Annotated in this window: 19 protein-coding genes; 16 read left to right on the top strand and 3 right to left on the bottom strand. The window is 73.7% G+C overall.

The window, feature by feature from the left end; all coding sequences use genetic code 11:
• Positions 1-8: 8 nt before the first annotated feature.
• Together SCWH03_RS16190 and SCWH03_RS16185 are read left to right on the top strand one after the other, a co-directional pair.
• Positions 9-1,046, top strand: coding sequence for a FecCD family ABC transporter permease (locus SCWH03_RS16190; protein ID WP_173264970.1), 1,038 nt, complete (start codon positions 9-11; stop codon positions 1,044-1,046).
• 68 nt (positions 1,047-1,114) lie between these two features.
• Positions 1,115-1,966: an ABC transporter ATP-binding protein gene (locus tag SCWH03_RS16185; protein ID WP_254076785.1), complete on the top strand. Its 852-nt coding sequence runs from the start codon at positions 1,115-1,117 to the stop codon at positions 1,964-1,966.
• Between the two features lie 120 nt (positions 1,967-2,086).
• Here the strand turns inward: SCWH03_RS16185 and SCWH03_RS16180 are convergent, their stop codons facing one another.
• A complete protein-coding gene (locus tag SCWH03_RS16180) occupies positions 2,087-2,434 on the bottom strand; it encodes an SCP2 sterol-binding domain-containing protein (RefSeq protein ID WP_173264941.1) in 348 nt (115 codons plus the stop codon).
• A 252-nt stretch (positions 2,435-2,686) separates the two neighbouring features.
• Between SCWH03_RS16180 and SCWH03_RS16175 the strand changes: the two genes are divergently transcribed.
• From SCWH03_RS16175 to SCWH03_RS16155, 5 genes are all read left to right on the top strand, one after another.
• Positions 2,687-2,944 carry a hypothetical protein gene (locus tag SCWH03_RS16175; RefSeq protein ID WP_254076791.1) on the top strand — a complete coding sequence of 86 codons (258 nt, stop codon included), beginning with the start codon at positions 2,687-2,689 and terminating at the stop codon, positions 2,942-2,944.
• A gap of 7 nt (positions 2,945-2,951) precedes the next feature.
• Positions 2,952-3,767 (top strand): TlyA family RNA methyltransferase, encoded by an 816-nt coding sequence (locus SCWH03_RS16170; RefSeq protein WP_173264940.1) that lies wholly within the window; start codon positions 2,952-2,954, stop codon positions 3,765-3,767.
• Between the two features lie 5 nt (positions 3,768-3,772).
• Positions 3,773-4,714 carry an NAD kinase gene (locus SCWH03_RS16165; RefSeq protein ID WP_173264968.1) on the top strand — a complete coding sequence of 314 codons (942 nt, stop codon included), beginning with the start codon at positions 3,773-3,775 and terminating at the stop codon, positions 4,712-4,714.
• A 309-nt stretch (positions 4,715-5,023) separates the two neighbouring features.
• Positions 5,024-6,742: a DNA repair protein RecN gene (gene recN / locus SCWH03_RS16160; protein WP_173264967.1), complete on the top strand. Its 1,719-nt coding sequence runs from the start codon at positions 5,024-5,026 to the stop codon at positions 6,740-6,742.
• Positions 6,743-7,151: 409 nt separating this feature from the next.
• The gene (locus SCWH03_RS16155) at positions 7,152-8,243 is read left to right on the top strand and encodes a glycosyltransferase family 4 protein (protein WP_173264939.1); all 1,092 of its coding nucleotides are present in this window, start codon (positions 7,152-7,154) and stop codon (positions 8,241-8,243) included.
• Between the two features lie 389 nt (positions 8,244-8,632).
• Here the strand turns inward: SCWH03_RS16155 and SCWH03_RS16150 are convergent, their stop codons facing one another.
• Complete coding sequence (locus SCWH03_RS16150; RefSeq protein WP_173264938.1) at positions 8,633-10,015, bottom strand: FAD-binding oxidoreductase; 1,383 nt, start codon at positions 10,013-10,015, stop codon at positions 8,633-8,635.
• Between the two features lie 110 nt (positions 10,016-10,125).
• Positions 10,126-11,928, bottom strand: a complete 1,803-nt coding sequence (locus SCWH03_RS16145; RefSeq protein WP_173264966.1) for a glycoside hydrolase family 15 protein — start codon at positions 11,926-11,928, stop codon at positions 10,126-10,128.
• A gap of 484 nt (positions 11,929-12,412) precedes the next feature.
• Here SCWH03_RS16145 and pyrG point away from each other — a divergent pair, with 484 nt between their 5' ends.
• The 9 genes from pyrG (at position 12,413) to SCWH03_RS16100 (ending at position 23,742) form a co-directional block, all read left to right on the top strand.
• Complete coding sequence (pyrG, locus tag SCWH03_RS16140; protein WP_173264937.1) at positions 12,413-14,098, top strand: CTP synthase; 1,686 nt, start codon at positions 12,413-12,415, stop codon at positions 14,096-14,098.
• 76 nt (positions 14,099-14,174) lie between these two features.
• Positions 14,175-14,801, top strand: a complete 627-nt coding sequence (locus SCWH03_RS16135) for an NUDIX domain-containing protein (RefSeq protein ID WP_173264936.1) — start codon at positions 14,175-14,177, stop codon at positions 14,799-14,801.
• A gap of 462 nt (positions 14,802-15,263) precedes the next feature.
• Positions 15,264-17,378: a tetratricopeptide repeat protein gene (locus SCWH03_RS16130; RefSeq protein ID WP_173264935.1), complete on the top strand. Its 2,115-nt coding sequence runs from the start codon at positions 15,264-15,266 to the stop codon at positions 17,376-17,378.
• Positions 17,379-17,539: 161 nt separating this feature from the next.
• Positions 17,540-18,655 carry an alanine dehydrogenase gene (gene ald / locus SCWH03_RS16125; RefSeq protein ID WP_173264965.1) on the top strand — a complete coding sequence of 372 codons (1,116 nt, stop codon included), beginning with the start codon at positions 17,540-17,542 and terminating at the stop codon, positions 18,653-18,655.
• 430 nt (positions 18,656-19,085) lie between these two features.
• Positions 19,086-20,210 carry a ParA family protein gene (locus tag SCWH03_RS16120; RefSeq protein ID WP_173264964.1) on the top strand — a complete coding sequence of 375 codons (1,125 nt, stop codon included), beginning with the start codon at positions 19,086-19,088 and terminating at the stop codon, positions 20,208-20,210.
• The gene (locus SCWH03_RS16115) at positions 20,195-20,785 is read left to right on the top strand and encodes a hypothetical protein (protein WP_173264934.1); all 591 of its coding nucleotides are present in this window, start codon (positions 20,195-20,197) and stop codon (positions 20,783-20,785) included. The genes SCWH03_RS16120 and SCWH03_RS16115 overlap by 16 nt, the downstream gene beginning before the upstream one ends.
• A 43-nt stretch (positions 20,786-20,828) precedes the next feature.
• Positions 20,829-21,902, top strand: a complete 1,074-nt coding sequence (locus SCWH03_RS16110; protein WP_173264933.1) for a segregation and condensation protein A — start codon at positions 20,829-20,831, stop codon at positions 21,900-21,902.
• A 185-nt stretch (positions 21,903-22,087) separates the two neighbouring features.
• A complete protein-coding gene (gene scpB, locus SCWH03_RS16105) occupies positions 22,088-22,660 on the top strand; it encodes an SMC-Scp complex subunit ScpB (RefSeq protein WP_254076790.1) in 573 nt (190 codons plus the stop codon).
• Positions 22,660-23,742, top strand: a complete 1,083-nt coding sequence (locus tag SCWH03_RS16100) for a pseudouridine synthase (protein ID WP_173264932.1) — start codon at positions 22,660-22,662, stop codon at positions 23,740-23,742. The genes scpB and SCWH03_RS16100 overlap by 1 nt, the downstream gene beginning before the upstream one ends.
• The last annotated feature ends 66 nt before the right edge of the window (positions 23,743-23,808 follow it).

Raw genomic sequence — 23,808 nt, 5'->3', positions numbered from 1 at the left:
TGGAGGCAGTGAGGGCGGCGAAGGCGATACGCACCCCCGGCGGGCTATCGGTGCGGGTGGACCCGAGGGCGGTCCTCGCCGTCCTCCTGCTGCTGGCGGTCGCGCTGGGCGTCGCCGTCGTACTCGTCGGCAGCGGTGACTTCCCGATGGCGCCGGGCGAGGTCGTCGCCACCCTGCTCGGCGACGGCACGGCCGCACAGGAGTTCATCGTCCACGACGTGCGGCTGCCGCGGGTTCTGGTGGCGCTGCTGGTCGGTGCGGCGCTCGCGGTCGGCGGGGCGCTCTTCCAGTCCATCGCGCGCAATCCCCTGGGCAGCCCGGACGTGCTCGGATTCGCCCAGGGCTCGAGCGTCGGCGCGCTGACGGTGATCGTGCTGTTCGGGGGCGGCTCCTTCGCCACCGCGGGCGGCGCGATGGCCGGGGGACTGGCGACCGGCGCGGCCGTCTACCTCCTCGCCTGGAAGCGCGGTGTGCACGGCTACCGGCTGGTGCTGGTGGGCATCGGCATCGCCGCCATGCTCGCGGGCGCCATCCACTACCTCGTCACCAAGGCCGACCTCGTCGACGCCACCCGGGCCGTCCTGTGGATGACGGGCTCGCTCGACGGCCGCGACTGGAGCCACTTCTGGCCGCTGCTCGCCGTCACCGCGGTGCTCATCCCGCTGTCCCTGGCCTACGGACGGCCCCTGCGGATGCTGGAGATGGGCGACGACGCCGCGTACGCGCTGGGGATCCGCGTCGAACGGACACGCGCCGTGCTGACGGGCTCCGCTGTGCTGCTGACGGCGGTCGCCACGGCCGCGGCGGGCCCGATCGTCTTCGTGGCGCTCAGCGCCCCGCAGCTCGCCCGCCGGCTCACCCGCTCACCCGGACCGAACGTGGCCGCGAGCGCCGTGATGGGCGCTGCCCTGCTGGTCGTCGCCGACTGGGTCGCCACCTCGGCGTTCGGCGACCGCCGGCTGCCGGTCGGTGTGGTCACCGGTGTGCTCGGCGGTGTCTACCTGCTCTGGCTGCTCGTCACCGAACGCAAGGCGGGCCGGATATGACGGCCCGTGCCGGGCACGGGAGCGCAGATCCGACGCACCGGACCGAGAAGAACCCCAGGAGTACCTCCATGCAGCGCCTCACCGCGGAGTCGGTCACCCTCGCCTACGACCGGCGGGTGATCGCCGAGGACCTGTCGGTCGCGATACCCGACAACTCGTTCACGGTCATCGTCGGTCCGAACGCCTGCGGCAAGTCCACGCTGCTGCGGGCGCTCTCACGGATGCTGAAGCCGAGCGGGGGCCGGGTGCTGCTGGACGGTCAGACGATCCAGTCCCTGCCCGCGCGGCAGGTCGCGCGGACGCTCGGGCTGCTGCCCCAGTCGTCGGTGGCCCCCGACGGCATCACCGTCGGGGACCTGGTGGCCCGGGGCCGGTACCCGCACCAGGGCCTGCTGCGCCAGTGGTCGCAGGAGGACGAGCGAATCGTGGGGGAGTCGATGGCGGCGACCGGGGTCGCCGGCCTCGCCGACCGCTGCGTCGACGAGCTGTCCGGCGGGCAGCGCCAGCGGGTGTGGATCGCGATGGCGCTCGCCCAGCAGACGCCGCTGCTGCTGCTCGACGAGCCGACCACCTTCCTCGACATCCAGCACCAGCTGGAGATCCTCGACCTCTGCGCCGAACTGCACGAGACGCAGGGCCGCACGCTCGTCGCCGTGCTGCACGACCTCAACCAGGCGGCGCGCTACGCGACCCATCTGATCGCGATGCGAGGCGGGAGGATCGCCGCGGAGGGCGCACCGGGGGACGTGGTCACGGCCGGGCTCGTCGAGCGGGTCTTCGGGGTCCGTGCCCGGGTCATCGACGACCCGGAGACCGGCACACCGCTGGTGGTGCCCCTGGCGCGGCGCGGCGGGGCGTCCTCGGCCCCGCGGGCGTCCGCTTCCGGCGCGGCGGCGGGAGTGACCGCGGCGGCGTCCTGAGCTTCGGTGCCCGCGGTGGCCCCGCGGTGGCCCGGCGCTGCGGCCGTGGCGGGCGCACCGGGTGCAGCGGCCGTCCCCGGCCGTGGCGGCGCGGAGCCACCGCGGCCCCGGGGCGATCGCTTAGAGCAGCGTCCTGAGACGCAGCAGATCGCGGAAGCCCGCCTCCAGCCTGACCCGGCCCGAGGCCCAGGCCTTCGCGAAGTCCAGCCGCCCGTCGACCATGGCCACCAGGTCGTCACCGGTCATCTCCAGCCGGATGTCGGCCTTCTCCGGGGGCGGCCCTTCGAGCGTGTCCAGGACAGCGATCCGTCCGGCCGTGACGCGCCCGGTGAAGGTGAGGTCCAGGTCCCTGATGTGGCAGCTCAGGGAGCGGTCGAGGGTGGCCGCGCTGCGCACGTCGCCGTCCGCTTTCGCGAGGTTGTCCGAAAGTCTGTCGAGTGCGCCGCGGCACTCCTCTGTCGTCGCCATTGTGATCGACGGTACCCCAGGGCTTCGCGGTAGCGTCTGGGCATGAGCGACTCGATCCACACGCCCCCGGCGGCGCAGGAGGCGCCCGGGGCCGCAGAGGGCGGTGCCGGTGAGCGGCTGCCGGCACCCGGGCCGCCGGCGGGCCTGCCGGGTGCGCGACACGCGCCCGGCGACGGCGCGTCTGCCGCCCCGGACGGCATCGGGACCGCCGCCGTCCGCGACGGCGACGGCGACGGCGACGGAGGAGGCCCCGTGGCCGAGGAGCCGGCACACGATCCGGCCGCTCCCGCTCCCGCTCCCGCTCCCGCCCTCGTCCCCGCTCCCCTGGGCGTCGGGCGGGTTCCCACCGGCCACGCCGGGGTCGACGCGCTCCTCGAGCGGCTGGGCGACGCCGACCACCTCCCGGCGGACGGCCACCTGGCGGTGTACGAGGATGTACACCGGGCGCTGCGCGACACGCTGACCGCGCTGGACGCCCGACCGGACGACTCGTACGACCCCAGGAGCTGAACCGAACGTGGCAGGAGTGGCACGCCGCCGTCTCGACGCCGAGCTGGTACGCCGCAAGCTGGCCCGCTCGCGCGAGCACGCGAGCCGGCTGATCGCGGCGGGCCGGGTGACCGTCGGCGGCAACACCGCCGCCAAGCCCGCCACCCAGGTGGAGACCAGTGCCCCCATCGTCGTCGCCGGGGACGACGACGGCCCTGAGTACGTCTCGCGCGGTGGCCACAAGCTCGCGGGCGCCTTCGCGGCGTTCACGCCGCGGGGACTGCGGACGCGCGGGCGCAGGGCGCTGGACGCGGGCGCCTCCACGGGCGGGTTCACCGATGTGCTGCTGCGGGCGGGCGCCGTCCATGTCGTCGCCGTCGACGTCGGGTACGGACAGCTCGCCTGGGCGCTGCGCAGCGATGAACGCGTGACGGTCAAGGACCGTACGAATGTACGTGAGTTGACCCTGGAGGCGATCGGCGGAGAGGCGGTGGACCTGATCGTCGGGGACCTGTCCTTCATCCCGCTGGGCCTGGTGCTGCCCGCGCTGGTGCGCTGCGCCGCCCCCGGCGCCGATCTCGTCCTGATGGTCAAGCCGCAGTTCGAGGTCGGCAAGGAGCGCCTCGGCAGCGGCGGAGTGGTCCGCAGCCCGGAGCTGCGTGCCGAGGCGGTGCGGACGGTGGCGCGGCAGGCGGGCGGGCTGGGGCTCGGCGTGCTGGGCGTGAGTGCGAGTCCGCTGCCGGGCCCCTCGGGCAATGTCGAGTACTTTCTCTGGCTCCGGGCCGGGGCACCGGAGCTCGACCCGGCGGACGTCGAGCGTGCAGTGGCGGAGGGGCCGCGTTGACCGAGTTGACCGATACGAGTGAGACCGTCCTTCAGGCGCGGGACGGGACCCGCACCGTGTTCCTGCTGGCCCACACCGGCCGGCCCGCGGCGATCCGCAGCGCGGAACTCGTCGTCCAGGGACTGCTGCGTGCGGGCATCGGAGTGCGGGTGCTCGCCTTCGAGGCCGCGGACCTCCCGCTGCCGCGGTCCGTGGAGACCGTGCCCGAGGCGACGCCGGAGGTGCTCGACGGGTGCGAGCTGCTCATCGTGCTCGGCGGCGACGGCACGCTGCTGCGCGGGGCCGAGTTCGCCCGGGCCTCCGGGGTCCCGATGCTCGGCGTCAACCTGGGGCGGGTCGGGTTCCTCGCCGAGGCGGAGCGGGACGACCTGGACAAGGTCGTCGACCGGGTCGTGACCCGGGAGTACGAGGTCGAGGAGCGGATGACGATCGATGTGGTCGTGCGGCGCAACGGCGACATCGTGCACCGCGACTGGGCGCTGAACGAGGCCGCCGTGCAGAAGGTCTCCCCGGAGCGGATGCTCGAGGTCGTCCTGGAGATCGACGGCCGACCGGTGAGCGGCTTCGGCTGCGACGGCATCGTGTGCGCCACTCCCACGGGGTCGACCGCGTACGCGTTCTCGGCGGGCGGGCCGGTGGTCTGGCCCGAGGTCGAGGCGCTGCTGATGGTGCCGATCAGCGCCCACGCCCTGTTCGCGAAGCCCCTGGTCACCTCGCCGTCGTCGGTCCTCGCGGTCGAGGTGCAGCCGGACACCCCGCACGGGGTGCTGTGGTGCGACGGGCGCCGTGCCGTCGAGCTGCCGGCCGCGGCGCGGGTGGAGGTGCGGCGCGGCGAGGTGCCCGTACGGCTGGCCCGGTTGCACCACGCGTCGTTCACGGACCGGCTGGTGGCGAAGTTCGCGCTGCCGGTCTCGGGCTGGCGCGGAGCCCCGCACAACGACACCTGACTGCGGCTGTGCGGCTGTGCGGCTGTGCGGCTGTGCGGACGTGCGGCTGTGCGGTCGGGTGCCGGAGGCGTGGGGCGTGGCCGGCTCGGTGGCGAGCGGGCCGCCGGCCCCCGGGGCCCTGCCCCCTGCCGTCGGCACGCGGGCCGCTCCGGGTCCTGCCGGTCCTCGGCGGGGGCTGCCGGCTCCCGCGCCGGCCACCACCCCCACGGGTGATGAGAGGCGCGCCGACCTGCGGATGCGTTCCCGTGAGGCGGGGGCCGTCGCACACCCGCCCCCGGACCTCGTAAGGTCTTCCCCGTGTTGGAGGAGATGCGGATACGGTCGCTCGGGGTCATCGACGACGCCGTCGTCGAGCTGTCGCCGGGGTTCACGGCGGTCACCGGTGAGACCGGTGCGGGCAAGACCATGGTCGTCACCAGCCTCGGGCTGCTGCTCGGCGGGCGTGCCGACCCCGCCCTCGTACGACTGGGCGCCAGGTCGGCCGTCGTGGAGGGGCGGGTCAGCGTGCCCGCGGGTGCCCCGGTGGCGGTACGGGCCGAGGAGGCGGGCGCCGAACTCGACGACGGGGCGCTGCTGATCAGCCGGACGGTCTCGGCGGAGGGCCGTTCCCGGGCGCACCTGGGCGGGCGTTCGGTTCCGGTCGGCATGCTGGCCGAGCTGGCCGACGAGCTGGTCGCCGTGCACGGGCAGACCGACCAGCAGGGGCTGCTGAAGCCCGCCCGGCAGCGGCAGGCCCTGGACCGGTACGCGGGGGACGCGGTCGGCGGGCCGCACGCCGCGTACGCGGCCGCGTACCGGCGCCTGAAGGCGGTCTCGGCCGAACTGGCCGACCTGACCACCCGCGCCCGCGAACGCGCCCAGGAAGCCGACCTGCTGCGGTTCGGGCTGGACGAGGTCGCGGCCGTGGGACCGCGGGCCGGTGAGGACAAGGAGCTGGCCGCCGAGGCCGAGCGGCTGGGCCATGCCGAGGCCCTCGCCTCCGCCGCGCACGCCGCGCACGCGGCGCTCGCCGGGAACCCGGAGGACCTCGAGGGCGTCGACGCGGCCACGCTCGTCGCCGGCGCCGGACGCACCCTGGACGCCGTGCGCGCCCACGATCCGGCGCTGGCCGCGCTCGCCGACCGGATGGGGGAGATCTCCATTCTGCTCGCCGACGTGGCGGGTGAACTCGCGGGCTACGCCGACGACCTCGACGCGGATCCGCTGCGGCTCGCGGCGGTCGAGGAGCGGCGGGCCGCGCTCGGGACGCTGACCCGCAAGTACGGCCAGGATGTCACCGCCGTCCTGGCCTGGGCGGAGGAGGGCGCGGGCCGGCTCGCGGAACTCGACGGCGACGACGACCGGATCGGCGAGCTGACGGCGGAACGCGACGCGCTGCGCACCGAACTGTCGGGCCTCGCCCAGGCGCTGACGGACGCTCGCACGGCCGCGGCCGCCCGGTTCGCGGAGGCCGTGACGGCGGAGCTGGCGCATCTCGCGATGCCGCACGCGCGCGTCATGTTCGCCGTCCGGCAGACCGACGACCCCGAGGGGGTCGAGGTCGGCGGGCGCACCGTCGCGTACACGCCGTCGGGCGCCGACGAGGTCGAGCTGCTGCTGGCCCCGCACCCCGGTGCGCAGCCGCGGCCCATCGCCAGGGGCGCCTCCGGTGGCGAGCTCTCGCGTGTGATGCTGGCGGTGGAGGTCGTCTTCGCCGGGACCGACCCGGTGCCGACGTATCTCTTCGACGAGGTCGATGCGGGGGTCGGCGGCAAGGCGGCGGTGGAGATCGGCCGGCGCCTCGCCAAGCTCGCGAAGTCCGCGCAGGTGGTCGTGGTGACCCACCTGCCGCAGGTGGCGGCGTTCGCCGACCGGCAGCTGCTGGTGGAGAAGACCGACGACGGATCGGTGACCCGGTCCGGTGTCACGGTCCTCCAAGGGGAGGACCGGGTGCGCGAGTTGTCCCGGATGCTCGCCGGCCAGGAGGACTCGGAGACGGCGCGGGCGCACGCGGAGGAACTGCTGGCGGCGGCGCGTAGGGAGCTCTGAGCACACGGCGCGCACGGGCCGGGCCGGGGCAACCGGGCCGCCGCTCGGGGCGGCCCGCACCGCCGCGGGGGTTCGTGCGTGGCGGATCCGCAGCCCGTGCAGGCCGTGCGGCGGGGCCGTGCGGCGCGGGCCGTGGCGGTTGCCTGGGTGGTGCACGGCGCGAGAACCGGCGTGCGCATCGCGTCGTGCGCCGCCTGAGCGCTCCAATGAAGCCTGACATCCGGGAAGGCACCCGGCGCGATGCCCCTCACCCGGTGATCCGGGTCCGGGAACCCCCTGGGCAGGGGCCCGTGTCCGCCGGTGTGCGCTCACCCGTGTGGGTGATCTGCGTGGGGCCGTTGAGGCCGTGGACACGGGTAAGGCATCAGGGCGGTGCCGGAACGTGCGTACGGACTGGCATCCTTGGCACGTGACACAGCTGCGTACGGTCCAGGTACTGGGCGGCAGCGCGGGCAGCAGCGCTCACGTCAGGTCACTGGCCGCGGGGCTGGTGGCGAGGGGAGTGGGGGTGACCGTGTGCGCGCCCGCACCCCTGGAGCTCGCCTACGACTTCCCCGGCGCCGGGGTGAGGTTCGTGCCCGCGCCGCGCCGCGGCGACCCGGCGACCGTCGGGGCGCTCCGGGCGGTCTGCGCGGGAGCGGATGTCGTCCACGCCCACGGCCTCGACGCCGCGGTGCGAACCGCCCTGGCGATCAGCGGGGCACGCGTGCCGCTGGTGGTCACCCTGCACACCCGCCCCCGGGCCGTGGGGGCGCGGGGAAGGGTGACGCGGATGCTGGAGCGGAGGGTGGCGAGAGCCGCTGCGGTCGTGCTCGGGACGTCCTCGGAGCTGGTGGACCGGGCCCGCAGCCGGGGCGCGCGCGATGCCCGCCTCGCCCCCGTCGCCGTACCGCCGCCCCGCCCGGACCCCCCGGAGAGCAAGGCGCGGGCCGAACTGGGCGTGGTCGAGCGGCCGTTGCTGACGGCCGTCGGCCGGCTCGAACGCGGTCGCGGACACGGCACCCTGCTCGACGCGTCCCACCAGTGGCTCGGGCTCGACCCCGTTCCGCTGGTCGCGATCGCGGGGGAGGGGCGGGAACGCGCCCCGCTGCAGCGGCGCATCGACGCCGAGGGCCTGCCGGTACGGCTCCTCGGTCACCGCGACGATGTCGGCGAGCTGCTGGCCGTGTCGGACGTGGCGGTGCTCCCGAGCAGCTGGGAGGCCCGCTCGCTGCTCGCCCAGGAAGCACTCCGGCTGGGCGTGCCGCTGGTGGCGACCCGGGTCGGCGGCACCCCCGAACTCGTCGGCACGGCAGCCGAGTTCGTGCCCTACGGGGACGCCGTGGCCCTGGCCGCAGCGGTCAGCCGCCTGCTGGCGGACCCCGTCCGCCGCCGCCGGCTCTCGGCGGCCGGCCTGGCCCAGGCGGCGACCTGGCCTACGGAGGACGACACGGTCGCCCAGGTGCTGAGCATCTACGACGAACTCACCCAGCCCTCGCGCTCGCCCGCGCTGAAGGCCTGACGGCGGTCGGCGGGACGCCGCCTCCGGCCTCCCCGGGCCGGACCGGGAACCCACCGCAGCGGTGTCCGCGGAGCGTATCCCCCGCCGCCGACCGGCCGGCGTCCGACCCGTCCGGCCCCGGCCGCGCCCCGGCGTCCCCGCGGATGCGGGCGGATGCGGGCGGACATGGGTGGATACGGGGTGGATGCGGGGTGGATGCGGGAGCGGACGACCGGCTGCCCGGAGGTATCCCTCCCGGGCCGGACCCGGAGCCCCTGTCACCCGGTGTGGCGGCGGGCGCGCAGCGCGGGCAGGTCGAGCGCCCGGTGCACGGTGATCCCGCCCTCGGTTTCCATCGCGGGGACGCTACCCGTGCGGAACGCCGAAGGACAAACGCCGAAGGACAACGGTCAGCCCGGCTTGATGTTGTGGTTCAGCCGGAACACGTTGTCGGGGTCGTGGACGGCCTTCACCCCGGCGAGCCGCCGGTAGTTGCCGGCGCCGAACCCTGCCATCACCCGCTCCCGGCCCTCGTCGCCGATGAAGTTCAGGTAGACCTCGCCCGCGGACCAGGGCGCCATGTCGGTCCGGGCGTCGCGGACCCACTGCCGGCCGCGCTCGTCGTCGTCCGGATCCTCCCAGACGGCGAACGGGTGCAGCACCCACTGCGCGGTGCGCCACGGCAGCGGCCACCCGGAGTCGCCGCGGCGCAGCGCCCCGCCCATCGGGAACAGGATGTGCTGGGTGCTCGACGGCACGATCATGCTGTCGGCGCGTGCGCAGAAGGCGTCCACCGCCGGGCCGGGCAGGGCCCGCAGGTACTCCGCCGACCAGTAGTTCCGCAGGCCGGGCGGGTCGTCGATCATGCACTGGAGTTCGGCGTAGGGGAGTTCCTGGATGAACTCGGCCGCATGGCCGAGGACGAGCAGCGGCGCCGCGGCCCTGCGCAGTTCCGGCTCCGGGCCGGCGTGGGTGACCAGCACCAGGGCCACGGCCCGCCCCACCAGGTGCTCGGGCATGAAGTCCTCGGGCGGCCCGGTGAGGTAGATGAAGCCGCCGCCCGTCTCGTCGGGCGCGGACTCCAGCACCTCCCGGTACACGGGGAGCACCTCGGCGCCGCGCTCCGCCGGGAAGAACAGGAACGCGACGGACATGGCGGGCAGGGGGTGCAGCCGCAGCGTCAGGGAGGTGGCCACGCCGAAGTTCCCACCGCCGCCGTGCAGCGCCCAGAACAGCTCCGGGTTCTCCTCCTCGCTCGCGCGCACCTCGGCGCCTTCGGCCGTCACCAGGTCCACGGCCACCAGGTTGTCGCAGGCCAGGCCGAACTTCCGCTCCAGCCAGCCCGATCCACCGCCCAGGACGAAGCCGCCCAGCCCGGTGGTGGAGGCCCGTCCGCCCGTGGTCGCCAGCGCGTACGGCTGGGTGGCGCGGTCCAGGTCGCTCATGGTGGCTCCGCCGCCGACGCGGGCGGTTCGGGCGTCCGGGTCCACCGTGACGGCGTGCATCCGCCGCAGGTCGACCACGAGGCCGCCGTCGGTGGTCGCCGTCCCCGCGACGCCGTGGCCGCCGCCGCGGACGGCGAGTTCGAGGCCGTGCTCCCGGGCGAACCGGACCGCGGCGGCGACATCGGCGGCCGACTCGCACTGGACGATCACGGAGGGCCGCCGGTCGATCATCGCGTTGAAGAGCGCCCGGGCCTCGCCGTAGCCGGCGTCGCCCGGGGTCACGGCCTCACCGGCCAGGGATTCGCGGAGTCCCGCCAGGGCCGGCTCCGCGAACGGCTGGGCTGCCATGATGCCCCCTTCCGGGGCGCGGACAGGACCTTCTCATCGTAGGTACGGGCGGTCCCGCCGCGCATATCCGCGACAGGCCGCGCACCTCAGCGAAGAGAAGGTGCGGGCCCTCAGCCGCCGTACGCGCCGGAGGCGGTGAGCCGCAGCGCCGTGTCGATCAGCGGCACATGGCTGAACGCCTGCGGGAAGTTGCCCACCTGGCGCTGCAGCCGGGGGTCCCATTCCTCGGCGAGCAGCCCGAGGTCGTTCCGCAGCGACAGCAGCTTCTCGAACAGCCGGCGTGCCTCGTCCACGCGCCCGATCATCGCCAGGTCGTCCGCGAGCCAGAACGAGCAGGCGAGGAAGGCCCCCTCGTCGCCCTCCAGGCCGTCGACGCCGGCCTCGTCGCCCGCCGTCGGGTAGCGCAGCACGAAGCCGTCCGGAGTGGACAGCTCCCGCTGGATCGCCTCGATGGTGCCGATGACGCGCTTGTCGTCCGGCGGCAGGAAGCCCATCTGCGGGATGAGCAGCAGCGAGGCGTCGAGTTCCTTAGACCCGTAGGACTGGGTGAAGGTGTTGCGTTCCTTGTCGTAGCCCTTCTCGCAGACGTCCCGGTGGATCTCGTCGCGCAGTTCGCGCCAGCGCTCCAGGGGGCCGTCCGCGTCGCCCGACTCGATCAGCTTGATCGTGCGGTCGACGGCGACCCAGGCCATCACCTTGGAGTGGACGAAGTGCCGGCGGGGACCGCGGACCTCCCAGATGCCCTCGTCGGGCTGGTCCCAGTGGTCCTCCAGGTACTGGATCAGCTTCAGCTGGAGCACCGAGGCGTAGTCGTTGCGGGACAGGCCCGTCATATGCGCCAGGTGCAGGGCCTCGGTGACCTCGCCGTAGACGTCGAGCTGGAGCTGGTTCGCCGCGCCGTTGCCGACCCGTACCGGCGCGGAGCCCTCGTAGCCGGGCAGCCAGTCCAGTTCCGCCTCGCCCAGTTCCCGCTCACCGGCGATGCCGTACATGATCTGCAGGTTCTCCGGGTCGCCTGCGACGGCGCGCAGCAGCCACTCCCGCCAGGCCCGGGCCTCCTCCCGGTAGCCGGTGCGCAGCAGCGAGGAGAGGGTGATGGCGGCGTCGCGCAGCCAGGTGTAGCGGTAGTCCCAGTTCCGGACGCCGCCGATCTCCTCGGGCAGCGAGGTGGTGGGTGCGGCGACGATGCCGCCGGTCGGCGCGTAGGTGAGGGCCTTCAGCGTGATCAGCGAGCGGACCACCGACTCCCGGTAGGGGCCGTGGTAGGTGCAGTGCTCGACCCAGTCGTGCCAGAACTCCTCGGTGGCCTCCAGCGAGCCCTCGGGGTCGGGCAGCGCGGGCGGCCGGTGGTGGGAGGGCTGCCAGCTGATGGTGAACGCGAGCCGTTCGCCGGGGGAGACCGTGAAGTCGGCGTAGGTGGTGAGGTCCTTGCCGTAGGTGTCGGCGGGGGTGTCCAGCCACACCGAGTCGGGGCCCGCGACGGCGACCGTGCGGTTGTCGACCTTGTGCACCCAGGGCACGATCCGGCCGTAGCTGAACCGCATCCGCAGGGCCGACCGCATGGGCACCCGCCCGCTGACGCCCTCCACGATCCGGATGAGCTGGGGTGCACCGTCCCGGGGCGGCATGAAATCCGTCACACGCACCGTGCCGCGGGGGGTGTCCCACTCGGACTCCAGGACGAGGGAGTCGCCCCGGTAGCGCCGGCGGTCGGCCGCGGGAGGCTCCGCGTTCGCCGGGTGCGCCGGCCCCAGGCGCCAGAATCCGTGCTCCTCGGTGCCGAGAAGTCCTGCGAAGACGGCATGCGAGTCGAAGCGGGGCAGGCACAGCCAGTCGACCGTGCCGTCCCGGCAGACCAGGGCAGCGGTCTGCATGTCTCCGATGAGTGCGTAGTCCTCGATGCGCCCGGCCACGTGGATCTCCAGTCGAACAGCCACGTCGCCCAGCGTGGCACTTACTGCGGTCAAAGGGTGTCGTCAGTCGGTCGATGACGAGCTCGCTCCGGGAAGGGTGTCCCACCCAGGCGGAACTGTGGGGTAAAGGCGGGGGTGATGCCGTTCACCGGCCTGGCTCGGCAGCGATATTCCGAATCAAGTGTCCGAGCAGGATACGACGCACTCCGGTGATCCGCGCGACGCTCTCGACAATGCATCGCGACCGAACGGGTGAGCGCCCGGTAGACCCGGTCGGAGCCCGCCGAAGGCCATCATGCCCCGTGCGGGCGGGAGCAGTCTCCCCGGGGCGCTGATACCCTGGTAGCCCGTGGACGGTGGTGCCCCCGCGAGGGACGGCGGCCTCCGAACCGCAGCGACGGCACCCCCGGTGATCCCCGGATTCTCCCCGTGGGGCGCTGTCGCGCACGAAACACCTCGCGACCACGGGAGCCCCCTCTTGGCCATGCCGGCTCGTTCCTCGACATCCACGACGACCAAGCACATCTTCGTCACCGGGGGTGTCGCCTCGTCCCTCGGCAAGGGCCTGACCGCCTCCAGCCTGGGCGCGCTCCTGAAGGCGCGGGGCCTGCGGGTCACGATGCAGAAGCTCGACCCCTATCTGAACGTCGATCCCGGGACGATGAACCCGTTCCAGCACGGTGAGGTGTTCGTCACCAACGACGGCGCCGAGACCGACCTGGACATCGGGCACTACGAGCGCTTCCTCGACGTGGACCTCGACGGCTCCGCCAACGTCACCACCGGCCAGGTCTACTCGACCGTCATCGCCAAGGAGCGGCGGGGCGAGTACCTGGGCGACACGGTCCAGGTGATCCCGCACATCACCAACGAGATCAAGCACCGCATCCGCCGGATGGCCACGGACGACGTGGACGTGGTGATCACCGAGGTGGGCGGCACGGTCGGCGACATCGAGTCGCTGCCGTTCCTGGAGACCGTGCGCCAGGTCCGCCACGAGGTCGGCCGGGACAACGTCTTCGTGGTGCACATCTCGCTGCTGCCGTACATCGGGCCGTCCGGGGAGCTGAAGACCAAGCCGACCCAGCACTCGGTGGCGGCGCTGCGGAACATCGGTATCCAGCCGGACGCGATCGTGCTCCGCGCCGACCGCGAGGTGCCCACCGCCATCAAGCGCAAGATCTCGCTGATGTGCGACGTCGACGAGGCTGCCGTGGTCGCGGCCATCGACGCCAAGTCGATCTACGACATCCCGAAGGTGCTGCACACCGAGGGCCTGGACGCCTACGTGGTGCGCAAGCTCGACCTGCCGTTCCGCGATGTCGACTGGACGACCTGGGACGACCTGCTGGACCGGGTCCACCACCCCGACCACGAGGTCAGCGTGGCGCTCGTCGGGAAGTACATCGACCTGCCGGACGCCTATCTGTCGGTGACCGAGGCCATGCGCGCCGGCGGCTTCGCCAACCGGGCCCGGGTCACGGTGAAGTGGGTCACCTCCGACGACTGCCGCACGCCCGCGGGCGCGCACCAGCAGCTCGGCGATGTCGACGCGATCCTGATCCCGGGCGGCTTCGGCGAGCGCGGCGTCGACGGCAAGGTCGGCGCGATCCGCTACGCCAGGGAGAACCGGATCCCGCTGCTCGGCCTCTGCCTCGGCCTGCAGTGCATCGTGATCGAGGCCGCGCGCAACCTGGCCGGGATCCCCGACGCCGACTCCACGGAGTTCGATGCGGGTACCCCCCACCCGGTGGTCTCCACCATGGAGGAGCAGCTGGCGTATGTGGAGGGCGCGGGTGACCTCGGCGGGACGATGCGCCTCGGCCTCTACCCGGCCAAGCTCGCGGAGGGCTCCGTCGTCCGCGGGGCCTACGGCGACCAGCCCTACGTGGAGGAGCGCCACCGGCACCGCTACGAGGTGAACAACGCCTACCGCGCGGAGCTGGAGAAGAAGGCGGGCATCGTCTTCTGCGGGACCTCCCCGGACAACAAGCTCGTGGAGTACGTCGAGTACCCGCGCGAGGTGCACCCGTACCTGGTCGCGACCCAGGCCCACCCGGAGCTGCGCTCCCGCCCGACCCGTCCGCACCCGCTCTTCGCGGGCCTGGTGAAGGCGGCCGTGGAGCGGAAGACCGCCGGGCTGGGCGCGGGACGCGGGACGGCCGGGTAGGCGAAGGGCGTTACGGTGGCCGGGGGCGGGGACGGACGCGTTCCTGCCCCGGTTCCGGCGTTATGGGAGGACGCGCATGACCATCAAGGACACCCCCGAGGAATGGCGGGTCACCGCCACCGCGACGCCGTTCAGGGGCAACAAGACCGGTGTCCGCACCGATGACGTGGTCATGCCCGACGGCTCGGTCGCGCGCCGCGACTACCAGGTGCACCCGGGGTCGGTGGCGGTGGTCGCGCTCGACGAGGACGGCCGGGTCCTGGTGCTGCGCCAGTACCGGCACCCCGTGCGGCAGAGGCTCTGGGAGATCCCGGCCGGGCTCCTCGACGTCCCCGGCGAGAACCCGCTGACCGCGGCCCAGCGCGAGCTGTACGAGGAGGCCCACGTCAAGGCCGTCGACTGGCGGGTCCTCGCGGACGTGTACCCCACACCGGGCGGCTGCGACGAGGCCGTGCGGATCTTCCTGGCGCGTGATCTGTCGCAGGCGGAGGGCGAGCGTTTCCCGGTCCTGGACGAGGAGGCGGACATGGAGCTGGCCCGCGTCCCGCTCCAGGACCTGCTGCGCGGTGTGCTCGCCGGCGACCTGCACAACAACTGCCTCGTGGTCGGCGTCCTCTCGCTCACCGCGGCGCTCGCGGGCGAGGGAGCGGGCTCCCTGCGCCCTGCCGAGGCGCCCTGGCCGGCCCGCCCGTTCGAGGCGTAGGCCCGGCGCGTCCGGGGCCGCCGGGTTCGCGCGTCCGGGGCGCAGACCGCCGGGTCGCCCGCTCCGGCGGGACCCGCCCGCTCCGGGCAGGACCCGCCCGTTCGAGGCGCGGGTGAGGAGGGTGCGAGGCGCGGGTGAGGAGGGTGGAAGGCGCGGCCCGCGTTCGCCGCGGTGGCTTCCGGCGGGGTTCCCGCCGGCGCGCGGTCCTTCCGGCACCTCGGGGACGGGCGTCCGGGAACTGGGCCGCCGGGGGCTGGGCGGTCCTTCGGGTACCTCGGGCACGGCCCCCACGACCCCGCCAGGGCTGGTGTGACCATCCGCTCATCCGATCGAGGGATACCCCCGCCGCGTGGCGCCGTGCTCTGCCCGGTTCCGGGTGATGCCTGAACTACGCTCGGAGCGCCCGCCCGGGCACCCGGTGCGGACTCGGCTCATGCGGTGATGGACTGGGGAGCGTGGCCCGTGACGGATCAGGCGGTGGACTTCGAGGAGCCCTCGTCCGAGAACCGCCCGTCGCAGGCAGGCCCCGTGCCCGAGGAGCGGGCCGGCCATGCGATCGTTGACGCCGTGGGTGGGCGATTCATCGGGCGCCAGCGGGAGTTGAAGGCGCTGCGGGCCGACATCGAGCGGGCCGGTCTGGACACGATCTCCGGACGCAAGGCGCCCCGCGCCAGGGTGCTGCTCGTCGCCGGCCGGCCCGGCTCGGGCCGGACGGCCCTCGCCGCGGAACTGACCCGGCGCCTGGCGGACGCGTACCCGGACGGGGTGCTGTGGGCCGGGCTCACCGAGCCGGGCGGCGAAGCCGTCCCCGTCGAACGCGTGGCGCGCGGACTCCTGGAGGCGCTCGGCTCCACCGCACCGGCCGGCGCCGACGAGGACGTGCTCACCGGGATGGTCCGCGAGGCGCTCGCCGTGCGGCGGTGCCTGCTCGTGCTGGACGACGCCGCCGACGCGGAGCAGGTGGACCCGCTGCTGCCGGACAACCCGGAGTGCCTGGTCGTCGCCGTCTCCCAGGGGCCGCTCACCGGTATCCCCGATGTGCGGCCGTGCACGATCGGCGGCATGGACGCCAAGTCGGCGATCGAGCTGCTGAGCCGGTTCACCGGCTCGGTCCGGGTGACCGTCGACCCGCAGACCGCCGAGTCGCTGGTGGAGCAGTGCGGGGGTCAGCCCGCCGCGATGATGCTGGTCGGCGGCTGGCTGGCGGCCCGCCCCCAGGTCTCGGTCGCCGACGCGGCCAAGCAGCTGCACGGGCAGTCCGACGACCCGGAGGTACCCGTCGGCGCCCGGCCGCTGGCGCGGGCCTTCCGGCTCGTCCACGACTCGCTCCCGCAGTCCGCGGGGCGGCTGCTGCGCCTGCTGGCCCTCGCCCCCGCCGGGCGGGTGGATGCGCATACCGCGTCCGCCCTGGCCGGCTGCTCGGTCTCGGCGGCCCGCTCGGCCCTGGAGGACTTCGCCGCGCTCGGGCTGCTGCGCAGCGCCGCCGGCGCTGCGGAGGGGAACGGGCGGGCGGGCGGCGAGCAGGTGGGCGGCGAGCAGTACGAGGTGCCCGGCTGCCTCGCCCCGCTGCTGCGGGCGCGGGTCGCCGAGGAGGAGCGGCCCGCGGAGGTGCAGCTCGCCCGGGCCCGGATGCTGGAGCGGACCGTACGGCTGCTGCAGTCCTGCCGCGCGGTCACCGAACCCGAGGACTCGGCGGCCCGCAGGAAGCTCGCCGGGCTGCCGCGTGCCCTGCGGTTCCCCGGCGCCGGGGCCGCCGGGGCCTGGCTGGAGGCGCGCAGGCCCGTGCTGGTCGCCGCCGCACGGATCGCGGTGGCCGACGGAGAGCTGGACACCCTGGCCCGGCGGCTGATCTCCGCTCTCGTCCGGGCCCTGGTCGCGCACCGGGGCACGGAGTCGGCCGCACCCGAGCTCTACGGTCTGCACCGGCTCGTGCTGGATGTGGCGGTGCGCCGGGGACTGCACCGGGAGCAGGCCGCCGCGCTGCTGAACCTGGCCGACCTGGACGCGCGGACGGGCCGGACGGCGGACGCGCTGGCGCGGTACCGGGCCGCCCTGGACGCCGCCCGGCGCGGAAACGACCCGTATGCCGCGGCCCGCGCGATGGAATCCGTCGGCGGCGCCCACCAGGAGCTCGGGGACTGGGAGCGGGCGGCGGACTGGTACGGCCGCGCCCTCGCCCAGCGTCTCCTCCGCGGGGAGCGGGCCGACGAGGCCCGGCTCTACGGCCGGCTGGGGGGCGTGCACACCTACGCAGGACGGTACGGCGAGGCGCTGCGCAGCTGGCGCGCGGCCGCGGCCGGATACCGGCGCCTCGGTGATCTGCCCGGGCACGCACGGGCATTGAGCGAGGCGGCCCGGGTCCAGGAGTACGCGGGGCGCCCCGAGGAGTCGCTGCGCACCTGCGAGGAGGCGGTGGCCTGGGCGCGCCGGGCCGGGGACCTGCGGCTCCAGGCCGCCCTCCAGCTGCGGCTGGCCGACACACTGGAGCGCCTCGGGGACGCCGCCGCGGCAGGACTGCATCGCTCCGCCGCTGCACGGCTACTGGGAGACGAGGTTTCCAGCCTGCGAAATCCGTAGCAATGACATCAAAGAAAGTTACTTTGCAAGGCTAGACAGCTGGAAGTCCTTCATTAGACTGGCTCTGCCGGGTGTCGTCCCGGTCCATCCGATATGCCCGGCCTATCCGGGTACCTATGGAACTGCACCACAATCCCCCTGAGCCAAGGACCGTGATCGACGTGAAGGTCGGCATCCCCCGCGAGGTCAAGAACAACGAGTTCCGGGTGGCCATCACCCCCGCCGGCGTGCAAGAGCTGGTGCGCAACGGCCATCAGGTGTGCGTCGAGGCGGACGCCGGTGCCGGCTCGTCGATCACGGACGAGGAGTTCGCCGCCGCGGGCGGGCGGATCCTGCCCACCGCCGATGAGGTGTGGGCCACCGCCGACATGGTGCTCAAGGTCAAGGAGCCCATCGCGGAGGAGTACCACCGCATGCGCAAGGACCAGGTGCTCTTCACCTACCTGCACCTCGCCGCGTCCAAGGAGTGCACGGACGCGCTGATCGAGTCCGGCACCACCGCCATCGCCTACGAGACGGTCGAGCTCCCCCACCGCTCCCTGCCGCTCCTCGCCCCGATGTCCGAGGTCGCGGGCCGGCTGGCCCCGCAGGTCGGCGCCTACCACCTGATGCGCCCGGCGGGCGGCCGCGGCGTGCTGCCGGGCGGCGTCCCGGGAGTGACCCCGGCCAAGGCCGTCGTCGTCGGCGGCGGGGTCTCCGGCTGGAACGCCACCCAGATCGCCGTCGGCATGGGTTTCGAGGTGACGCTGCTGGACCGCGACATCAACAAGCTGCGCGAGGCCGACAGGATCTTCGGCACCAAGGTCAAGGCCGTCATGTCCAACTCCTTCGAGCTGGAGAAGGCCGTACTCGACGCCGACCTCGTCATCGGAGCGGTGCTCATCCCCGGTGCCAAGGCCCCGAAGCTGGTCACCAACGAACTCGTCTCCCGGATGAAGCCGGGAAGTGTCCTTGTCGACATCGCGATCGACCAGGGCGGCTGCTTCGAGGACTCCCGTCCGACCACCCACGCCGAGCCGACCTTCCGGGTGCACGAGTCGGTCTTCTACTGCGTCGCCAACATGCCCGGTGCGGTGCCGAACACCTCCACCAACGCGCTCACCAACGCCACGCTCCCGTACGTCGTCTCGCTGGCGAACAACGGCTGGGTCGAGGCGCTCCGCCGCGATCCCGCGCTGGCCAAGGGCCTCAACGTCCATGAGGGACAGGTCGTCTACCGGGAGGTCGCCGAGGCGCACGGCCTCGCCGGCGTCGAGCTGGACGCACTGCTCGGCTGAGCGCGGGGCGGGGCCCGCGACCGCCCCGTCAACCAGGGTCGTCAACATCATGTATCCGGCCGGACCTTGAGCAGCGGGTCCGGCCGGAGGCGTGTCCGGGCGGTGCGCCCGGTTGCTCAACTCGCCTCGAACGTAACCCTTCAACCGATTCGCACCTCCACGGGAAGCGCGGAACGGTTGCCGCGCACCCTTGACAGCGGGGTGTTCGGTTGCCGACACATCGGGCCGGGTCCGGGGGATTGTGTTGCTGCGGACCGGTGACACGCCATAGAGTCGCCAATCGTCGGCATGATGCCACGCTGACCTATCGATAAGTTGCCTGGTCACGTCCAAGGAGGTAAGACGACTTGTGAATGAGTCGACATTTTCTCCCGGGGGCGGGCGACCAGGAATGCTCACGGTGCGCCCCCTGGGTGTGCAGGTGCCCACGATGCCGGGCCGGGCGCCCTCGTCCGGGCCCGAAGCCGTCGGCTCCGCCGCTGTCCGTACCTTCGCGACGCACCAGCGCATGACGACGACAGTCCACACGATGAAGATGACGGACGGCCAACACGTGAACGCCACGGCCGGCAACGGGGGTGGCCGAGAGTCCACCCACTTCGCCGACTACGACGAGGTGCCCGAGGGGCACTTCTACGACCCCGACGCCGAGTACGAGCCCGACCCGGAGTACGCGGCCACACTCGCCCCCGACGCGGCCCGCCAGCGCCGCGAGCGCATCGGCCCGACCGGGCGCCCGCTGCCGTACTTCCCGATCCCCGGCCCGCTCACCGACCACGGCCCAGCGAAGATCATCGCGATGTGCAACCAGAAGGGCGGCGTGGGCAAGACGACGTCGACCATCAATCTGGGCGCCGCGCTCGCGGAGTACGGCCGCCGGGTGCTGCTCGTCGACTTCGACCCGCAGGGGGCCCTGTCGGTCGGTCTCGGCGTGAACCCGATGGAACTCGACCTCACCGTCTACAACCTGCTCATGGAGCGGGGCATGTCCGCGGACGAGGTCCTGCTGAAGACCGCCGTGCCCAACATGGACCTGCTGCCGAGCAACATCGACCTCTCGGCGGCCGAGGTCCAGCTGGTCAGCGAGGTCGCCCGGGAGTCGACGCTGCAGCGCGCCCTGAAGCCGCTGCTGCAGGACTACGACTACATCGTGATCGACTGCCAGCCCTCGCTCGGCCTGCTGACGGTCAACGCCCTGACGGCGGCTCACAAGGTCATCGTGCCGCTGGAGTGCGAGTTCTTCGCCCTGCGCGGCGTCGCCCTGCTCACCGAGACCATCGAGAAGGTCCAGGAACGGCTCAACCCCGAGCTGGAGCTCGACGGCATCCTCGCCACCATGTACGACTCGCGCACGGTGCACAGCCGCGAGGTGCTGGCACGGGTGGTCGAGGCGTTCGACGACCACGTGTACCACACGGTCATCGGGCGCACGGTGCGCTTCCCGGAGACGACGGTCGCCGGCGAGCCCATCACGACGTACGCGTCCAACTCCGTCGGTGCCGCGGCCTACCGCCAGCTCGCCAGGGAGGTGCTCGCCCGGTGTCACGCCGAGTGAGTCTGCCCGGAGCCGACGAACTGTTCCGCACCACCGGGGGCACGGGGCTGCAGTCCTCGTCCCCGAGGCGCGGGCCGGCGGGGGTGAACAGCGAGGCGCGGGTCCCGGCTCCGGCCGGTGAGAACGGCCCGGCGGAGTCGTCTCCGCCCGCACCGCAGAGCCCGCCCGCGTCGTCCGGCCAAGGCGCCCCGGCGGCCTCCGACGAGCACTCCCCGGCCGGCGACACGGAGGCGTCCGTGCCGCGGAGCCGAGCCGCCGACGGCGACCAGCCGCCCCCGGCGGCGCAGGGCGCGCAGAAGAACCGCCGCCCGCAGGAGGCCGCGGCCCCCCGCCGCCGGGGACGCGCGGCGGCGCGCCGGCCGAGCGGCAGGGAACGGCACGACGAGAAGATCACGGTCTATGTCTCGGCCGAGGAGCTGATGGACCTCGAGCACGCCCGTCTGGTGCTGCGCGGCGAGCACGGGCTGGCCGTGGACCGGGGGCGCATCGTCCGCGAGGCGGTGGCGGTCGTCCTGGCCGATCTGGAGTCCCGGGGCGACGCGAGCATCCTGGTGCGGCGCCTGCGCGGCCGCTGACCCGGTAGCCTTCGCGCGACATCCCCCCGCTCCCTGGACCACGATGCCGCCGAACGACCCCGCCTCCCGGCCTCCGGCCCGCCCGCCCCGCCGCGCCCTGGGCCGCGGCCCGGGGGCGGCGCCCGTGCGGCCGGCGGCCCCGGATCCCGACGGGGAGGCTCCCCCGGCGTGCGGGGAGGCACCCGGGGCACCCGCCGGCGCCCCCGCGCGGGACGACGCCCGTGCGGAGACGGCCTGCGGCAGCGGGCCGGCCCCGGGGCAGGGCCGGGAGCGGCGACCAGCCCCGGGGCCCGACGGTCCGGTCGCGGCGCTCGCCGGCGACGGGCGGTTCACCGTGCGGCTGGCCAACTTCGAGGGGCCGTTCGACCTGCTGCTCCAGCTCATCTCGAAGCACAGGCTCGATGTCACCGAGGTGGCGCTGTCCAAGGTCACCGACGAGTTCATGGCCCACATCCGCGCCATGGGACCCGACTGGGACCTCGACCAGACCACCGAGTTCCTCGTCGTCGCGGCGACCCTGCTGGATCTGAAGGCCGCCCGGCTGCTGCCGGCCGCGGAGGTGGAGGACGAGGCGGACCTCGCACTGCTGGAGGCGCGGGACCTGCTGTTCGCCAGGCTGCTCCAGTACCGCGCGTACAAGCAGGTCGCGGAGGTCTTCGGCGGCAGGCTCGACGAGGAGGCCCGGCGCCATCCGCGCACCGTCGGCCTGGAGGACCACCACGCCGAGCTGCTTCCCGACGTCGTCATCAGCATCGGTGCGCAGGGCTTCGCCAGGCTGGCGGTCAAGGCGATGCAGCCCAGGCCCAAGCCGCAGGTGTACGTCGACCACATCCACGCGCCGCTGGTGAGCGTACGCGAGCAGGCCGAGGTCGTCGTGGGCCTGCTGCGCGAGCGCGGCAGGGCGAGCTTCCGGGAGCTGACCGACGGCGTGGCGGACACCCTCACCGTGGTCGCCCGCTTCCTGGCCCTGCTCGAGCTCTATCGTGAGAAGGCGGTCGTCCTGGACCAGCAGGACGCCCTGGGCGAACTCGTGATCACCTGGGCCGGCGGCGATACCGAGGCGCGTGTCACCGACGAGTTCGACCGGACTCCCGAGAGCATGGAGGACACGGCGTGAGCGATGACCTCGCAGAGGCCGCAGTGCCCGGGGCGCGCACCGCCGCCGCACCCGGGGCCCGGGACGCGCCCGGTGCCGGGGACTCCTCCGTGCCGGAGGACGCCTCCGTGGCGCCGCACGAGCCCCGGGCCGGGGATGCCCCCGGGGCCCGGTCGGCCCTGGAGCCCGCCCTCGAGGCCGTTCTGATGGTGGTCGACGAGCCGGCCACCGAGGAGCACCTCGCCCGGATTCTCGAGCAGCCCCGGCGCGCCGTCGCCGACGCCCTGCGCCGGCTCGCGGACGAGTACACGCTCCAGGGCCGCGGCTTCGAGCTGCGGCTCGTCGCCGGAGGCTGGCGCTTCTACACCCGCCCCGAGCACGCCGCCGCCGTGGAGCGGTTCGTCCTCGACGGCCGGCAGGCCCGGCTCACCCAGGCCGCCCTGGAGACGCTGGCCGTGGTCGCGTACCGGCAGCCCGTCAGCCGCTCCCGGGTCTCGGCCGTGCGCGGAGTGAACTGCGACGGAGTCATGCGCACCCTGCTGCAGCGCGGCCTGGTCGAGGAGGCGGGCACGGAACCCGAGACAGGTGCGATCCTGTACGGGACGACGAACTACTTCCTGGAGCGGATGGGCCTGCGCGGCCTCGACGAGCTCCCCGAACTCGCGCCCTTCCTCCCCGAGGCGGACGCGATCGAGGCCGAGACCCAGGAGGGCGTCCCGTCGTTCGATCCGGACGCACCGGACCCAGACGCAGACGACACGACGACGACGGAACTTTGATGCGAAGCAGCGGCAGGAACAGCAGTGGACGCGGCGACTACCGGGGCACCGGTGGGGGAGCCGCCCGGTCGAGGAGCGGGGGGCAGCGCGACGACGGGCAGAAGCGCGCGGGCAAGCCCCGCCCCGAGGAGCGCCGCTACGACATGGGGGGCCCGGTGTCCGACGGCCCGAAGAAGGGCCGCGGCGCGACCGCCCGGGGCGGCGCCAAGGGGGGGCCCAAGCAGTCCCCGCAGCGCGGCGGCGGGCGTACCGCACCCGCCCGCTCCCGCGAGTACGAGGCCCGCGCCGAGGAGCGCAACCGCGAGCGTCACGCGAACAAGCCCCGGTCGAGCACGCCCAGGACGTTCCCGGGTGCCGAGCAGGAGGGCGAGCGGCTGCAGAAGGTACTCGCCCGCGCCGGCTACGGCTCGCGGCGCGCCTGCGAGGAGCTGATCGACCAGGCCCGTGTCGAGGTCAACGGCGAGATCGTGACCGAGCAGGGCCTGCGGGTCGACCCGGCCAAGGACGTGATCAAGGTGGACGGCCTGACGGTCGCCACACAGTCGTACCAGTTCTTCGCACTCAACAAGCCGGCCGGGGTCGTCTCCACGATGGAGGACCCGGACGGCCGCCAGTGCCTCGGGGACTACGTCACCAACCGCGAGACCCGCCTGTTCCACGTGGGCCGCCTCGACACCGAGACCGAGGGCATCATCCTGCTCACCAACCACGGCGAGCTGGCGCACCGGCTGACGCACCCCAAGTACGGAGTGCAGAAGACCTACCTCGCCGCGATCCAGGGCCCCCTCCCGCGGGAGGTCGGCAAGCGCCTCAGGGAAGGCATCCAGCTGGAGGACGGCTACGCCCGTGCCGACCACTTCCGGGTCGTGGAGCAGACCGGCAAGAACTACCTCGTCGAGGTCGTGCTGCACGAGGGCCGCAAGCACATCGTCCGGCGCATGCTGGCCGAGGCGGGTTTCCCGGTCGACAAGCTCGTACGGACGGCGTTCGGCCCGATCGCGCTCGGTGACCAGAAATCCGGCTGGCTGCGCCGGCTGAGCAACACCGAGGTCGGCATGCTGATGAAGGAAGTCGGTCTCTAAGGCCTGCGGTTGCGTGGTGGGGGAGCGGCACAGCGTCACGCTCCCGCTGATGGCATGCGCCCCGGA

It is taken from the genome of Streptomyces pacificus, from assembly GCF_011766325.1.
GTDB classification, from domain to species: Bacteria; Actinomycetota; Actinomycetes; order Streptomycetales; family Streptomycetaceae; genus Streptomyces; species Streptomyces pacificus.
Note: the sequence above shows the minus strand (reverse complement) of the source record. Positions and strands in the feature narration are given on the sequence as shown.